11 protein-coding genes and 1 tRNA gene are annotated in these 16,284 nt (G+C 63.4%); 3 read left to right on the top strand and 9 right to left on the bottom strand.

Annotated elements, in window-relative coordinates:
• Positions 1 to 44: 44 nt before the first annotated feature.
• From scpC to HDIA_RS11990, 4 genes are all read right to left on the bottom strand, one after another.
• Positions 45 to 1,532, bottom strand: a complete 1,488-nt coding sequence (scpC, locus tag HDIA_RS12005; protein ID WP_099556382.1) for a succinyl-CoA:acetate CoA-transferase ScpC — start codon at positions 1,530 to 1,532, stop codon at positions 45 to 47.
• 424 nt (positions 1,533 to 1,956) lie between these two features.
• Positions 1,957 to 2,193, bottom strand: a complete 237-nt coding sequence (locus tag HDIA_RS12000) for a thioredoxin family protein (protein ID WP_099556381.1) — start codon at positions 2,191 to 2,193, stop codon at positions 1,957 to 1,959.
• Positions 2,194 to 2,214: 21 nt separating this feature from the next.
• On the bottom strand, positions 2,215 to 3,210 hold the full coding sequence (locus HDIA_RS11995; RefSeq protein WP_425432949.1) for a permease: 996 nt from the start codon (positions 3,208 to 3,210) through the stop codon (positions 2,215 to 2,217).
• A gap of 259 nt (positions 3,211 to 3,469) precedes the next feature.
• Positions 3,470 to 3,559, bottom strand: a tRNA-Ser gene (locus HDIA_RS11990).
• Positions 3,560 to 3,920: 361 nt separating this feature from the next.
• Here HDIA_RS11990 and HDIA_RS11985 point away from each other — a divergent pair.
• Together HDIA_RS11985 and HDIA_RS11980 are read left to right on the top strand one after the other, a co-directional pair.
• A complete protein-coding gene (locus HDIA_RS11985) occupies positions 3,921 to 4,649 on the top strand; it encodes an alpha/beta fold hydrolase (RefSeq protein ID WP_157775542.1) in 729 nt (242 codons plus the stop codon).
• Positions 4,646 to 5,995 (top strand): glycoside hydrolase family 15 protein, encoded by a 1,350-nt coding sequence (locus tag HDIA_RS11980; protein ID WP_099556378.1) that lies wholly within the window; start codon positions 4,646 to 4,648, stop codon positions 5,993 to 5,995. The genes HDIA_RS11985 and HDIA_RS11980 overlap by 4 nt, the downstream gene beginning before the upstream one ends.
• Here the strand turns inward: HDIA_RS11980 and HDIA_RS11975 are convergent.
• From HDIA_RS11975 to HDIA_RS11960, 4 genes are all read right to left on the bottom strand, one after another.
• The gene (locus HDIA_RS11975) at positions 5,987 to 7,231 is read right to left on the bottom strand and encodes a glucoamylase family protein (protein ID WP_099556377.1); all 1,245 of its coding nucleotides are present in this window, start codon (positions 7,229 to 7,231) and stop codon (positions 5,987 to 5,989) included. The genes HDIA_RS11980 and HDIA_RS11975 overlap by 9 nt on opposite strands.
• Positions 7,232 to 7,245: 14 nt before the next feature.
• Positions 7,246 to 9,468: a beta-glucosidase BglX gene (gene bglX, locus HDIA_RS11970; RefSeq protein WP_099556376.1), complete on the bottom strand. Its 2,223-nt coding sequence runs from the start codon at positions 9,466 to 9,468 to the stop codon at positions 7,246 to 7,248.
• 146 nt (positions 9,469 to 9,614) lie between these two features.
• Positions 9,615 to 11,513: an ABC transporter ATP-binding protein/permease gene (locus tag HDIA_RS11965; protein ID WP_162292638.1), complete on the bottom strand. Its 1,899-nt coding sequence runs from the start codon at positions 11,511 to 11,513 to the stop codon at positions 9,615 to 9,617.
• Positions 11,514 to 12,197: 684 nt separating this feature from the next.
• Complete coding sequence (locus HDIA_RS11960; protein WP_245884250.1) at positions 12,198 to 13,538, bottom strand: LysM peptidoglycan-binding domain-containing protein; 1,341 nt, start codon at positions 13,536 to 13,538, stop codon at positions 12,198 to 12,200.
• A gap of 440 nt (positions 13,539 to 13,978) precedes the next feature.
• On the opposite strand from HDIA_RS11960, the gene HDIA_RS11955 reads away from it, so the two are divergent.
• Entirely contained in the window at positions 13,979 to 14,584 is a 606-nt protein-coding gene (locus HDIA_RS11955; protein ID WP_099556373.1) for an LOG family protein, read from the top strand.
• Positions 14,585 to 14,656: 72 nt separating this feature from the next.
• On the opposite strand, the gene cimA is transcribed toward HDIA_RS11955, so the two are convergent.
• Positions 14,657 to 16,261 carry a citramalate synthase gene (cimA, locus tag HDIA_RS11950; RefSeq protein ID WP_099556372.1) on the bottom strand — a complete coding sequence of 535 codons (1,605 nt, stop codon included), beginning with the start codon at positions 16,259 to 16,261 and terminating at the stop codon, positions 14,657 to 14,659.
• Positions 16,262 to 16,284: the final 23 nt, after the last annotated feature.

Here is a 16,284-nt window from a genome sequence, read left to right as displayed (position 1 = left end):
CCGGCGATTGCTGCCTCGTGGCTCGTTGTCAGACCTTCTTCGTTCTACCGCATGCTCCCGGTTTCCTTGAGGCGCACATGCCAGGAGAGCGCCTCCTCCAGAACGTGCGGCGTATGTCCGCCGCGCGCGACGGCCCGGCGGAAATAGTCCGCCAGTTCGTCGCGGTAATCCGGATGGGCACAATTGGCGATGATAAGCGGTGCGCGCTCGCGCGGCGCGAGGCCGCGCAGATCCGCCAGACCGAATTCCGTCACGAGGATATCGACGTCGTGTTCGTTGTGATCGACGTGGCTTGCCATCGGAACGACGCTGGAGATGCGGCCGTCCTTGGCGGTCGCCTTGGTGACGAAGATCGACAGGTAGCCGTTGCGGGCGAAGTCGCCCGAGCCGCCGATGCCGTTCATCATCTGCGTGCCGGCGACATGGGTCGAGTTGACGTTCCCGTAGAGGTCGAACTCGAGCGCGGTGTTGATGCAGATGATGCCGAGCCGGCGCACGACCTCCGGATGATTGGAAATCTCCTGCGGACGCAGGATGAGACGCGACTTGTAGCGCGCAAAGTCTGGCATCACGGAGCGATATTTCTCCGCCGACAGCGTGATCGAGGATCCTGAGGCGAAATCCAGCTTTCCGGCATCGAAAAGATCGAAGGTCGAATCCTGGAGAACCTCCGAATACATTTTCAGATTATGGAAGGGCGTTTCGATGAGGCCATGCAGGACGGCGTTGGCGATGGTGCCAATGCCCGCCTGAAGCGGCTGAAGCGAATTGGTGAGCCGGCCCGCCTTCACCTCGTGCTCCAGAAACTCGGAAAGATGCCCGGCGATGGCCCGCGTCTCGTCATCCGGCGGCAGGATGGTGGAGGAACTGTCCAGCTTCTCCGTGATCACGATCGCCGCGATCTTGTCCGGGTCGATCGGGATGAACGGCAGCCCGACCCGGCTTTCCGGCGCGACGACGGGGATCGGCATGCGGGTTGGCCGGTGCGTCGGAATGTAGATGTCGTGCAGGCCTTCCAGCATGTCGGACTGGGAGAGGTTGATCTCGATGATTACCTTTTCGGCGAGGATCGAGAAGGTCGCCGAATTGCCGACCGAGGTCGTCGGCACGATGCCGCCCTGCTCCGTGATGGCGACCGCTTCGATGACCGCAACGTCTATGGGGCCGAGCTGACGGGTGCGCAGAAGCTCGACCGTTTCGGACAGATGCTGGTCGACGAACATCACCTCGCCGGCGTTGATCGCCTTGCGCAGGGCCGGGTCCGACTGGAACGGCAGGCGGCGGGCGAGGACGTGGGCCTCGGCGAGCGTCTTGTCGAGATCGTTGCCGAGCGAGGCGCCGGTGATGAGCGTGATCGACAGCGGCGACTGCCTGGCGCGAGCGGCGAGCGCCATCGGAACGGCCTTGGCTTCCCCTGCCCTTGTGAACCCGCTCATCCCGACGGTCATTCCGTCCCTGATCAGCATCGCGGCATCGTCGGCGCAGACAATCCGATCAAGCAACGCGGGGTTGCGCACGCGGTCACCATACATGGGAGACGTCCTCCGCATCTCAGTCTTGAGAACAGGGTTGTTTTGGTCGTCGTTGTCGGGGGATTGCCCGCAGACGGGCGCTGACAACGATCGCGTGCCCGTTTCTGTTCTGCTCCCATATCCGCCCCGTCCTGTCGAGATGCCGACTAGGCGCCAGATTTCGCTTTGCGGCGTTTTGTTGGGGTTTTGGGGCAGATGTCAGCCTAAAGTCGGAGACTTTGACGGATGTTCTGAGCCTTCGCCGGGAGATCTGACGGGCGTTCGTGAATGCCGAGGATCGGTTCTACCGGTGCAACGGCCGCTTGCGATCGTCTCCGGCTCAGGGCTTCGATGTGCGCTGGGCGGCATCCTTGCGGTAACGACCGGACGTTGATCCGGTCGCTGGTTTACTGCCATGCGCTCCGCCTCCCTCAGGATCAAGAGGTCACGCTTCCAGCCATTTCTCCAGCGCCTCTTCCTTCGGCAGCCCGCCGGCATGGACGACCTTCTCGTCGATGACGATGCCGGGCGTCGAGGCGATGCCGTAACGTGCGATCTCGGCATAGTCGGTGACCTTTTCGACCTTGACGTCGATGCCGAGCTTCGCGGCGGCTTCTCTCACCATCGTTTCCGTGGCCTCGCAACGCTTGCAGCCCGGGCCGAGCACTTTGACGTCCTTCATCTTTCGCGTTCCTTTGGGATGTCAGTGGAAGAGCATGTTGAAGAGAAAGCCGACGGCCAGAATTCCGGTGCCGACCACGCCCAGAAAGACGGCAATCAGCTTCAAGGTCAGGACCTTGCGCAGGATGATCATTTCCGGAAGCGACAGGGCGATGACCGACATCATGAAGGCGAGCGTCGTGCCGAGGGCTGCGCCCTTGCCGAGCAACGCCTCGACGATGGGGATGACGCCGGCAGCGTTGGTGTACATGGGAATGCCGATCAGAACCGCCGCCGGCACAGACCACCAGGCATCCGCCCCCATGATCCGAACCATCAGGTCGGCCGGCACATATCCGTGAATGAGAGCGCCGGCCGCGATGCCGAGGATGATCCAGATCCAGACCCTGCCGACGATGTCCTTCATGGCGTCGAGGCCGAGCCTGATGCGGTCGATAAAGGTCAGGTCTTCGTCCGGAATCACGACGCCGCTGCCGGCATGGATGTCCTTCACCCAGTCCTGCAGCCATCCCTCCAGTTTCAGGCGGCCGATCACCCAACCGGCGACGATGGCGACGCCGAGGCCAAAGCCGAGATAGGTAAGCGCGACCTGCCAGCCGACCAGACCGAACAGGAGGCCAAGCGCGACCTCGTTCACCATCGGTGCGGCAATCAGAAAGGAGAAGGTGACGCCGAGCGGAATGCCGGCGGAGACGAAGCCGATGAACAGGGGGACGGCCGAGCAGGAGCAGAACGGCGTCAGGACGCCGAGGCCGGCGGCCATCACGTTGCCGACGCCTTCGTTCTTTCCGGCCAGCAGCGCCCGTGTCTTTTCCGGCGAGAAATAGCTGCGCACGACGCCCATGGCGAAGACGATCAGTGTCAGCAGTAGGATGACCTTCGGCGTGTCATAGAAGAAGAACGAAAGCGCCCCGCCAAGATGGCTGGCCCGATCCACCGGGAGTTGCGCGACCAGCCATTCCGAGAACGGAACAAGCTGGCTGTAGACAAGGGCCCATGCGGCGAGCGCGACAACCATGCCGCTGACCCATGCCCATGTCGGCGCGTGTTTCCGCTCATGATCTTGCGCGTTGATTGTCTCGGCGCTCATGCGGCAGCCCTTCCTTGCCTTTCCATGCGGGCATCATCGCACCAGCAGCGCGCCTGATGCCTTGACCCAAATCATGGTTGCGTCGGAAGGGCATGAAAAGCGGCGGCCTAGCGTTGGATGGCGGCGTCTCCATGGGGAGAAGCGGGCATTCGCGAGATGCTGGACTGCGTCGCGGAATCGGCTGGAATGGCGGAAGGGGTGGGATTCGAACCCACGGTGGGCTTGCACCCACGCCGGTTTTCAAGACCGGTGCCTTAAACCGCTCGGCCACCCTTCCAGCCCGGTCGGTGCCGCATCGGGGCACCCGCCAGGAAGCCGGCAGACCATGTCTGGTCCGGGCCGATTTTTCAAGCCGATTCAGAGCGTGCCGACGCCCACCGCGAAGATCGTCTTGATTGCGACGCATCGCCGTGGCACGCGTTGGCAATGCTGTGTGATGGCGATTTGCCATCCGTCGCGGCAATCTGCGCAAGGCACGCCCTGCGCACTGTTACGGCTGTGCATTTCAGCATTGGATTTTGCGGGGACCGTTCGGCATTTTTCGGTCCGGTGCTTCAGAGGCAGGGAAATATTGGACGATGCCCGCGGCCACGTTTTCAATCGGCACCCAGGACGACGCGGCAGGTGCGGATGCGCGCATGACCATGACCGTTTTCGAGCCCACGGACCGGCCGGCGACCAGCCTCGCCGTCGTCTTCCATGGCCGGAACGGATCGGGCGATGCGCCGCATATGGTGCGGTTGCTGAGGCCCTATCTTCGGCGCGGCTACCGCGTGGTGGCGCCGAATCTCTGCGGATCGGACTGGAACGACAGCGCCGGAACCGGCTCCGACTTCACGATTTCGATGCAGGTGCGCGACGGTCGCAGGGCCTTGCGTTGGGCTCTTGAGCATGCCGCCCGCGCGCGCTGGCAGATCGACCGGATGGCGCTTGCCGGCCACAGCATGGGTGGTTACGTCGCTAGCCAGCTTGCGATTGGCGACCTTGGTGGACGGCTCGACCATCTGATGCTCGTTTCGACGTTTACCAGCGGGGCCCGCCAGATCGAGGCGCGGCGCGCGCTTGCGCCGGACGCGCTTGAGGTTCTCGCACGAGAACTGCCGAAGGCGGCGACCGAGTGGCCCCGGCACGACATCCTGCCACAAGCCGCACGGTTCACCTTTCCGACCGCCATTCTCTCCGGTGCCAAGGACCGGATCGTGCCGGCTCGCAACTGCAAGGAACTCTTCGATCTTCTGCCGCGTGGCGTCTGCTACATCGTGATGCCGGAGGCCGACCACTGCATGGAAGGCAAGACGTCGGAGGGCTTCATCGCGGGCGCTCTCGACGTTCTGGAGGCGACCGTTGCGACGGTCGCAACGTCATGAGCAAGCAGGACGATTCGCTGCCGCTCGGCGACTGGATCGCGGTGCAGGAACGGCGATGCGCCGGCTACCTGACGCGGAGCCTGTCGCGCACGGATCTCGTTCATGAACGACCGGAGTTCGGCCAGCAGGTGAGTCCCCTGCCCGGCACGGTGCTCGCCTCGCCCGTCTCCGCGCATTGGGACCCGGAGCCGGACTATTTCTATCACTGGACGCGCGATGCGGCGATCGTGATGGAGGAAGTCAGCCATCTCGGCTTTACCGGCACGGAGGCCGATGCGTTCGATTTTCGGAGCGCGTTCGACGACTATGTCGCCTTCAGCCTCGGGACGACCCGAATTGACGGCAATGCCTTCGTTCCCAATCCGATCCGTCCCTCGACACGCGAGGATTGCCTGAAATTCGTCCGTCCCGACGAGGAACTGGCTCGCCTCGATGCGTTCAATCTGCCGGGCGAGCCGCGCTTCAATCCGGACGGCACACCCGATCTGCAACGCTGGGCCCGGCCGCAATACGATGGCCCTGCCCTTCGCGCCCTGACGCTGGCGCGTCATGCGGGATTGTTGCTGGAGCGGGGCGAGCCGATCGCGACCGATCTCCTCGCCATTCTGCAGGGCGACCTCGAGTTCACGATCCGCCATGCCGGCAAGCCGTGCATCGGGCCGTGGGAAGAGGACAATGAGCACACGCTGCACAGTTTCACGCTGATCTGCCAGATCGGTGCCTTGGAACACGGGCGGAAGCTGCTCGATCTTCTCGGCGATGCGTTTGCCATGGCCGGCCTTCAGGAGGCGATCGACGAAGCACAGGCTGCTCTGACCTCGCTCTGGAACGACGAACTCAGCATCCAGATGGCGCATGGGGCGATGGATCCCGCAACGCCAGCGGAGGCTGTCGACACGAATATCCTGATGGCCGCGCTGCATGCCGATCTGCCGGACGGCGACTGGAGTCTTTCGGACGCCCGCGTGGAACGGATCGTCGAGGTGCTGACGGAGATGTTTTCGAACCTCTACCCGATCAATGCGACATTGCCGGATGGCGAGGGACCGCTGATTGGGCGCAGTCTTCATGACCGCTATTTCGGCGGCAATCCCTGGTTTGCGACGTCGCTGGCGCTGGCCGAATATCACTATCGCCGAGCCTCCGGCGCAGAACGGACGGAACGTCTCAGTCAGGGCGATGCTATCGTCGCGGCCTGCCGCCGCTTCATCCCCGAAGACGGGGCGATGTCGGAACAAATCGACCGGGCGACCGGCGAGCCGCTTTCGGCACGGCATCTGACGTGGAGCTATGCGGCATTTCTGGCCGCCGCCAGCGCTCGGCGCGAGGCGCTTGCCTCAGACTGACACGGTCTCGATCCAGGGGCTTTCGAAGCCGAGCAGCCGGAGGCCCGCCTGCACATCCGGGTTCCGCATGAAGAGGTTCCAGAGCAACCCGGAGCGATGGTTCTCGATCATCACGACGATCGGGCCCTGATCGATGGCGAGATGGCTTTCGGCGACCCAACCGGTGCCGGGATGGAAGGCATCGGCAAAGCCGAGGTCGCGCCAGAGATCGTTGCCCCGCGCGTCATGAAAATGGCGCAGGGCGCGCATGGACGCTTGCGGCAGATAGGGAAAGGCGGACAGGGCCGCCGTCGGCGTGATCACGCCATCGTCGTTCGTCGGCGAATGGGCGTCGTAGCCCTTTGGGTCGTCGCTTGCGGTCAGGCCCCAGCAATCCTTGCCGTAACCGCCGTGATTCAACGGATTCGTCACGCAGTGAGCGTGGTTGATCCGCGTGTGGGCGACGTTCTGCTCCCAGTAATCCGCGTAGACGTCCTTGAGACCCCGTGGATCGAGGCCGAGGAAGGAATAGTGGGAAAAGAACAGCGGACCGCCCTTCTCCGGGCCGAGCGGCAGGGTGATGCCGTTATAGGTGCGGCCGTTGACGAAGTCGTTCCCCTTCGCCCACGAGCCATGGTAGCTCGCCGGGCCGATGCCATGGGTCGGCGATGCTGCGGCCAAAAGGTGCGTGATCAGGCATTCGTTCCAGCCGGCGATCGGCAGATTGATGGCAAAGCCGTGCCGGGGGCTGAAGTGCCAGAGCAAGGCTCCGTCGGCCCGAAGATAGTGGTCCCATTCGACCGCATGCCAGATCCGGTCGATCGCCGCGCGCAAGTCGGCTTCGTCGGCGCCAAGATATTCGCGTGCGGCCAGCAAGCCTGCAATCAGGAAGGACGTCTCGACGAGATCGCCGCCATCGTCCTTTTCCGAAAACGGGATCACCCTGCCCGTCTCGCCGTCGATGAAATGGGAAAAGGCACCATGGAAACGCTCGGCCTTCGTTTCCAGAAAATCGACGATGCGAGTGAGGCGCTCGACAAGCTCCGGTCGCGGTATGAAGCCTCGCTCCGTGCCGGCGATCATTGCCATGATGCCGAAGCCGGTGCCGCCGCTCGTGACCGTGTCTGCGGCCTTGTAGGAGTCAAAGGCGTCGTTGCTGCGCTCGCGCGCCATGCCGCTGACCGGATGGGCGAAATCGGTGAAGTAGCGCAACGTGCCGGCCTGCACCTTGTCGAGCAGTTCTTCGTCGGAAAGCATAAAACGGTCCTTGCTCAGGCCTGCCAGTCGATGTCGATGTGCTGCAGGTCGCGCGAATTGGGGCCCGTGGAGAGAATGAACTTGCCGGGTTCGAAGGTCCAGGAAAGGTCGGTGACCGTTTCCGCCGTCGAAAAGGACAGATCGTCCGCGGAGAGTTCGAAATGGACGGTCGTTCGTGTGTGCGGTTCGAGCCGGACCTTCTCGAACCCCTTGAGTTCGCGAACGGGCCTTGAGCGGCTCGCGACCGGATCGCTGACGTAGAGTTGAACCACGGTCGAGCCGCTGCGGGCGCCGGTGTTTTCCACCTCGACGCTAACGCGGAGACGATCCTCTGTGCTCTTCAGAGCGGAACGCTCCACGGCCGGGTGCGTGAAATCGAAGGTCGTGTAGGAAAGGCCGGCGCCGAAGCCGAAGAGGCCGTCGTTGTGCGGCTGGCCGTCGGGGATATCGAGATAGCCGGTGCGGAACTTCTCGAACTTGCCCGTGAAGGGGCGCCCCGTCGGCAGGTGGGCATAGGTCAGCGGAACCTGGCCCTCGGCCCAGGGGAAGGTTGCCGGCAGACGTCCACCGGGATCGGCCGTTCCGAAGAGAACATCGGCGAGGCCGTTGCCGGTTTCCGTGCCGCCGAACCAACCAATCAAAAGCGCGTCGCAGAGGTCGGCAACGTCGGTCAGCACGAGGGGGCGGCCAGTCAGGACCACGGCGACGAGCGGCTTGCCGAGGCTTCTGAGCGCTTTCAGCAAGGCGATCTGGCCGGCGGACAGGCGGAGGTCGACGCGGGATGAGGATTCGCCCGAATATTCCTTCGATTCCCCGAGCACCGCGACAATGGCGTCGGCCTTGGCGGCAACGGCGGTCGCCTCGGCAATCAGTTCCTTCGGCGAGCGCTGATCAATCGAGGCGGACGGGGTGCCCCTGTCGTGGACGTTGAGCCGGTCGGCGAGCGCCGGATCGTCGGTGATGTTGGTGCCGCGCGCGAAGGAGAGGTCGCAGCGGGCTTCCATGGCGGAGCGGACGGTCACCGCGTCCTTGGCAAGGCCGGACACGGCCCAGGTACCGTTCATGTTGACGAGATCGTCGGCAAGCGGTCCGATGAGCGCAATGCGGCTGCCCTCGGCCAGCGGCAGGACCGCCGCCTCGTTCTGAAGGAGAACGCAGCTTTCGGCCACGGCCCGCCGGGCGAGTTCGCGGTGGCCCGGTGCCAGCAGCACCTTGTCGGGGTCGCCAGCCATCCGACGGTATGGATCGTCGAAGAGGCCGAGTTTTTCCTTGGCTTCAAGAACGCGCCGGCAGGCTTCGTCGATCAGGGCGACGTCGATGCGTTCTTCCGCCACCGCGTCGGCAAGATGCGAGACATAGGCCTCGCTCACCATGTCGAAATCGACGCCTGCCTCGATGCCGAGGACTGCCGCCGCGGCGAGGTCCTCCGCAACGCCGTGCGGGACGAGTTCCATGATGCCGGTGTAGTCGGCCACGACGAGGCCATCGAAGCCATAGCCCTTTTGCAGCACGTCGCGGATGAGCGTGCGATTGGCGTGCATGGGGATGCCGTTCAGGGTGTTGAACGCGGCCATGACGCTGCCGGCGCCAGCCGCGACGCCGGCCTTGAAGGAGGCGAGATAGACATCGTGCAGCCTGGCCGGGCTCATGTCGGCGCTGTCGTAGTCGCGCCCGCCCTCCGCCGCACCATAGCCGACGAAATGCTTCAGGCAGGCCATCACAGCATCAGGGCTTGTGAGATCGTTGCCCTGAAACCCCCGAACCTGGGCTTCGGCCAGGCGGGCCGCGAGATAGGGATCCTCGCCGGGACATTCGGCGACGCGTCCCCAGCGCGGATCGCGGCCGATGTCGATCATCGGCGCATAGGTCTGGTCGATACCCATGACCGCGGCCTCGACCGCCGCGACACGGGCGGTCTTCTCGACGAGGTCCATGTCGAAGCTCGCCGCAAGCCCCAGTGGCACTGGAAAGACCGTCCGGTAACCGTGGATGACATCCTCGGCGAACATCAGCGGGATCTTGAGGCGCGTGCGCATCGCCAGATCCTGGAACGCCCGCATGGTCGCGAGACTCTTGACGCCGAAGATGCTGCCGATGCTGCCTTCCAGCACCTTGCGCGCCACGTCCTGGTTGGCGACGGCGCCCGTCAGTGTCTCCCCGCCCGGCGTTGCAAGGTTCAACTGGCCGATCTTCTCCTCAAGCGTCATCTGGGCGATCAGATCGTCTATGCGCATCATTTTGTTCCGGTGCGGTCAGGATGGGCAGCAGGCTGCCACCTGCGGCTCTGGGGAGGATTTACCGCAAAGTTGAGACAAGTCCAATGAGGCCGGCTCGTGGCCGATCCGGACATTTTTCTGCCGGGCTGAATGGGATGCGGTCCGGCTCAGGATGCCTTGAGGCGCCGGACGCGCGGCACGGCGGCAACCGCGATCACCGGCGCGGGATCCAAGGGCTCCGCCAGCGGCGGAGGTGCCGGCTCCGGCATCACGATCGGCTTCACATGCGCGACGCCGTCCTGGATTTCCAGAATGAGATCGTAGAAAGGCTTTCCGTTGGCATCGACCGGCGGCGAGGCTTCGTGCATGACGCTGATGACGATCGCCTGCGGGCAGCAGGTCTTGACCAGCGACAGGAAGTGGGTGCGCGCTTCGGGGTCGAGCGCCGCCGTTGCCTCGTCGAGGAAGAGGACGTCCGGGCGATGCAGCAGGATGCGGGCAAGAACCAGCCGCTGCTTCTGTCCGCCGGAAAGAACGTCCTCCCAGCGACGGCCATGGTGATAGGTCTGGCCGAGAGCCGGGACGAAGTCGCCAAGCCCGACCTCCTGCAGGATCTCCTCGACCTCCGCGTCCGAGAATTTGCTGTCGTCGGCCGGCAGGGTCGCGAGCTGCTTCAGCGTTGTCTGCGGCAGGCGTATCTCCTGGCAGGCGTAGAGCGTACTCGCATCATCGGGGAAGAGGATCTGGCCGCGTCCATGCGACCAAAGGCCGGAGAGAGCCTTGATCATGGACGACTTGCCACAACCCGACGGCCCCTTCACGAAGATCCACTGGCCGGGACGGAACTGCAGGGCGCTCGCCGAAAGGAACGGCTCGGCCTCGTGGCCGCGATGCATCAGCTCCAGGCGGCGGACGGCCAGACGACCGCCCTTGGCGCGGCCATAGCGGAAGTCGCGAACGCCGCTTGCCTGATAGAATTCCTGATTGTCCTGAACGCCCTCGATGGCGACGGCAAGCTCCGTGACGCGCTTGGCGTTCGCCTTCAGGTTGGCGATCTGCGGCATCACGTCGATCAGCCAGGAGCAGTTGCGGATGAGGTCCGAGGTCAGCTCCGCGCCGGTGACATAGGACTTGAAGTCCGACGTGCCGGCCATGAAGCTCGGCAGCAGCGGCAGGTAGGCGACGACCTTGTCGGTCAGGTAGCCGTAGAAGCCCTGAAAGGCGAGGAAGGCGCTGTCGACGCGGTTCTTGCGATGCCAGGTCCGGTCGATGGTCTTGTAAAGGTCCCGGTGGATCTTCGACTGGACAGCCTCGCCGTGCGAAGACGCGACCTGGAACGAGGTGCGCGTCAGGGCGGACAGTTCGGAGCGGTAGTTGCCCTCGAAATTCTGCATCAGCACGTTGAGCCGCTCCAGCACCTTGCCGATGCGCAGGGCGATGAACGTGTTGAGCGGGACATAGGCCGCGACCACGGCGAAGACCAGGGCAACTGAGCCCCAGTTGCCCAGGAACTCCAGGCCATCGACGCTGGTGCTGCTCTCCATCAGCTTTTCGCCAACGAAGTAGACCGAGGTCACGACGCCAAGAAGGCCAACGGCCAGACCGAGCGCGCCGCCGGTCATGTCCTTTATCGCATCCTGAATGCGCTGGTCGATGTTGTCCGGCGCCGCTGTGGAGGCGTCGTCGCCTCCAAGCCCCATCAAATGGAAATAGGCGCGCCGATCGCCGAGCAGCGCCTTGTTGAACTCTTCGTCGAGCCAGCGCCGCCACTTGCGGTGCATTGTCGTCAGGACGAAATGGCGAATGCCGATAAAGCCGCAGGTCTTCAGCGCGGCAAGGCCTACCAGGACAGCGGCGCTCCACAACAGCCGCTCCTTGGCGGCGACGACATCGATACTGTGAAAATTGACGATAGCGTTGATGAACTCTCCCGCAGCTTCCGCGACCCAGACGCCGCATTTGCTGGTTGCGGCAGTCAAGAGTGCAGCGGCGGTCGTGAGCGTCCAGGCTTCCGTCCACCTGGGAGATTTCCACCAGGCGAGCATCAGCCCACGCATCGTGCGCATGCCAGCGACTTCGGTCAGCGCCCCTACTCCATCAAATTCCGGACCCATCCCCGGATTTATTATTTCATGGTTCCAATTATCTCCGAGGCTGCGCGCGCAGTCTCAACAATTCGTTAATCTGTCGTTCAAATCCTGGACGTAATATTGTTACCGTCTCCAGGAGTTGAATAATAAAAACAAAACCATCCCAATTGGTTCAGAGAAATGCCCGAACCAAACCGTCCCAGCGGTGCCTGAATTATATCGCTAACAGATTATCGACACATTTAATAGCGCGACAAATCGCACAGCCCGCCATCCAACTCGGATGATGAAAAAGAAAGCTTGTCGCAAATCGAGGCAAAACGTCGTCTACGCGAGATTTACTATAGTTGGCGTTCTTGCCTGCCGTCGTCTTGCCGCAATGCGGATCTCTCGGGGTTAACCTTTTTGCAAATTGAAACTCGACTCCGACAAGGCAGCGATCCGGAGGATCGGCGGCGACTAACCTTAGACATGGCGTCGCAATCACGGAGGAACCGGCTTGAGACGGGCCGCGTACCCTGCCCGCGCTGTCTCTCCAATGTGTCGTTCTGCCTTGCAGCGAGAATCAGACGGACAAAAAAGGCCGGACCGCGAAGGACGCGATCCGGCCAATTGAATTTGTCTCTCCGACCGGTTTCGACGGCCGCCGCCTGACCGCCCCTAGCGAACGGTGGACAGGCTGTCCTTGCCCCAGTTGGCATCGCTCTTGGGAACGACGAAGACCTGCCCCGGATAAATCAGGTCCGGATTGCGGATCTGATCGGTGTTGGCCTGGTAGATCGTGGAGAAACGACCGCCGAAGCCGTAGATCCGGCGGGAGATGGTCCACAGATTGTCACCCTCGCGGATGATGATCTTCTCGGGGGGAGCAACGCGCGCCTCTCCGGAAAGCCCCTCGCCAGCGGTGGCCTGGGCCGATCCCGTGCCAGAGATGGCGGCGGAATAGACGCCTTCCTCACCTTCCGGAGCGCCCGTGAAGGAGACTTCGGCCCGGGAGAGAACCTGTCCGTCGCTGTCCACCACGTCGGCGCGCAGCCGATGCGCACCGCTTGACGGCGGTTCGGAGAGGCTCTTGCGGAAGATCCAGCGGCTCTTGTCTGCGGTGTCCGTTTCGCCCGCGAACGCATCGTCGATATAGATGAAGATGCGCCCCTTGCCGGCACCGGCGGCATAGAGTGTCTTGCCGTTTTCGATTTCGACGGCTTCGACCGTCACACTGCCATCCGATTGAACCGGCGACGCCGACGCGTCGGGATTGGCCGAAGCCACGATCTGGCCATTCGCCGTTGAGGATTCTTCTGTGCCAGCGGGGGTCGGCTTCGACGTGGACGTCGATGCGCCAGGCGACGAGAGCGTGGCCGTGACGACGCTGGTCGGGCCGCCTTCCGCTGGCTGTCCCGGCGTTTCCACGCTGGTGGAAACTTCGGCGCTTGTTTCGGCTGCGGTCGTCGGCTGCCCGCTTTCCGCGTTTGCCGAGACGCTGAGATTGGAGGAATCCGCCTGATCGGCCTTCATCTCGGCCGACGCCGTCTGTTCGGGTGCCGCCGTTCCCTGTTCATCGGAATTGGGAAGCTGCAGAACGGCACTGGCGGCGCCGGGTTCGTTGAGCACCACGAGCACTTCGCCCTTGCCGCCCTGGGGGATCGAAACGGCGACGCGTTGCGTCGAGGTCTTGATGGTCTGCCCGTCCGGCGATGTCGTGCGGACGGTGAGGTCATGGGCGCCGGGTGTGAGCGGATTGTCGAGCGTCAGGGCCCACTCGCCCGTCTCGTTGGCGATGCCGCTGGCAATGACATCCTGACCGGACAGGAGATCGACCTTCGATTTCGGCGCGCCCTTGCCGGCGACGACCGCATCGCCCGAGGGCTCGACGCGGACCAGATCGAAGACAGGAATGACGACCTCGGTGCCTTCCTGAGACTTGTCGTCGACGGTCGCCGGGGCGACCGATGTCGGGTCCGTGGTCGGCATGGGGTCCTTTGCCCCGACCACAACCGTCATCGAGCCTTCCGGCCCTTTTCCGACCAACAGGGCAAGAAGCGCGTCAAACTTCCCAGTGCCGAATCCTCCTACCAGGATTGCGACCAGAATGACTGCCCAGACCAGTGCAGTCCTATATTGCGTCTTCATGTCCTGTTTACCCAAACCCTTTGAAATTGATTCAACATGCGGACTCGGATGCGTGCCCGTCAAACCAATTTCTTTCCATAAGGTGAACACCGCACCAGTAACAGCGCACCGCAACAGCCGTTTTTGCCTTATACCTTCGCTCCGACCCCAGCAAGTCCTTGCGGCGCATGCATGCGGTGCTTTCCCGCGCCGTTAACCGAAAAGCAAATTGGCGAGTGGAACCGGAGGGCAAATACCTGCGGACATCGCCTCATATCCGGAGGTTCAACCAAGTGCTTGACGACGGATTGTCGCGATGCCACACAAAGAATATGGCAACGGTTCAAAGCATCTGCGTCTTCTGCGGCTCCTCTGCGGGGCACAATCCCGCTCATCTGGCTGCTGCCGAACTGCTCGGCCGGGAGATGGCGAAATCCGGTATTCGCCTCGTCTATGGCGGCGGTTCGATCGGGCTCATGGGCGCGGTTGCCCGCTCGGTGCTCGGCGCCGGCGGCGAAGTGACCGGCATCATTCCGGAATTCCTCGTCAACCGCGAGCGGATGCTCGAAGGCGTCAACGACCTCGTCGTCGTCGATGACATGCACACCCGCAAGCGCTTGATGTTCGAGCAGTCCGACGCCTTCGTCGCGCTGCCCGGAGGCATCGGGACGCTGGAAGAGGTTGTCGAACAGATGACCTGGGCCCAACTCGGCCGTCATGCCAAACCGATCGTACTCGCCAATATTGACGGCTTTTGGGATCCCCTGAAGGATCTTCTGTCGCATATGGCGGACGAGGCCTTCATCCGGCCCGGCTACGAGCTGCGCTACATGACCCTGCGCGATCCGATGGACATCGTGCCGGCCATCGTCGAGGCGGCTTCCGGCTACTCGGAGACGGAACTCGAGGGCAACCGCGCGTCCCTCGAACGCATGTAAGTTCGGCTGAACCCTGCGCCAATGCGTTGCCGAGCGGGAACCGTGCCCACGGAGACGTCGGGCGCGTTCTTCCTATCGTCCGGCGTGACCGTTCTTCAGAAGCTTGTAGGTGATCGAGTCGGTCAGCGCCTCGAATGAGGCGTCGACGACGTTTTCCGAGACGCCAATGGTCATCCAGCGCCGGCCGGTGCGCGTGTCCATGCTCTCGATCAGAACGCGGGTGACGGCACCGGTGCCGCCGTTGAGGATGCGGACCTTGAAGTCGACGAGTTCCAGCGTCTCGATCTCCGCCTGATACTTGCCGATGTCCTTGCGAAGCGCGCTGTCGAGCGCGTTGACCGGGCCGTTGCCCTCGGCAACTGACATGCGGGTCTCGTCGTCGATCTTCACCTTCACCACGGCCTCGGACACGGTGATCAGTTCGCCGATCGCGTTGAAGCGACGCTCGACCATCACGCGGTAGCTCGAAACCTCGAAGAAGGTCGGCACGGTGCCGAGCGTGCGGCGGGCCAGCAGTTCGAAGGAGGCGTCCGCCGCCTCATAGGCAAAGCCCCTCGCCTCGCGCGCCTTCACTTCGCTGAGCAGGAGGTCGAGCTTCGGGTTGGCCTTGTCGACGACGACGCCAAGCCGGTCGAGTTCGGCCAGGAGGTTCGACTTGCCCGCCTGGTCGGAGACGAGCACCCGGCGACGGTTGCCGACGCTGTCCGGCGTGACATGCTCGTAGGTCTTCGGGTCCTTCAGGATCGCCGAGGCGTGGATGCCAGCCTTGGTGGCGAAGGCGGCGGCCCCGACATAGGGCTGATGGGTGTTCGGTGCGCGGTTGAGGATCTCGTCGAAGGCGTGGGCCGTCGCCGTCAGTCCCTTGAGACCGGCTTGCGAGACGCCAACCTCGAACTCGTTCGCATAGGCCGGCTTCAGCATCAGGGTCGGGATCAGGGTCGTCAGGTTTGCATTGCCGCAGCGCTCGCCAATGCCGTTGAGCGTACCCTGGATCTGCCGAACCCCGGCGCGGACGGCAGCGAGCGAATTTGCGACAGCCTGTCCGGTGTCATCGTGGGCGTGAATGCCGAGATGATCGCCCGGCACGACCTTGGTCACCTCCGTGACGATCGCCTCCACCTCTTCGGGCAGCGTGCCGCCGTTGGTGTCGCACAGGACCACCCAGCGGGCACCGGCCTCATGGGCGGTCCGGGCACAATCCAGCGCATAGTCCGGATTGGCCTTGTATCCGTCGAAGAAATGCTCGCAGTCGACCATCGCTTCCTTGCCGGCGGCGACCGCGGCCTCGACGGTCTTGCGGATGCCGTCGAGGTTTTCCTCCAGCGTCGTCTTCAGCGCGACGTCGACATGATAGTCCCAGCTCTTGGCGACGAAGCAGACGGCGTCCGAGGCGGCCGACAGCGAGGCGTTGACACCCGGATCGTTGGAGACGGACACGCCCGCCCGCTTGGTCATGCCGAAGGCCGTGAAAGTTGCACGGCTTGTGCGCTTTTCGGAAAAGAAGGCGTCGTCCATCGGGTTGGCGCCGGGATAGCCGCCCTCGACATAGTCGACGCCGAGATCGTCCAGCAGCCGGGCGACGAGAATCTTGTCTTCCAGACTGAAGTCGATGCCGTTGGTCTGCGCGCCGTCGCGGAGCGTCGTGTCATAGAGGTAGAGCCGGTCTCGGGTCGTCATGGTCGATTGGCCGGTTCTCCCGG

Origin of the sequence: Hartmannibacter diazotrophicus (assembly GCF_900231165.1) — a bacterium.
Lineage (GTDB): Bacteria > Pseudomonadota > Alphaproteobacteria > Rhizobiales > Pleomorphomonadaceae > Hartmannibacter > Hartmannibacter diazotrophicus.
This window is presented reverse-complemented; position numbering and strand designations above follow the sequence as displayed.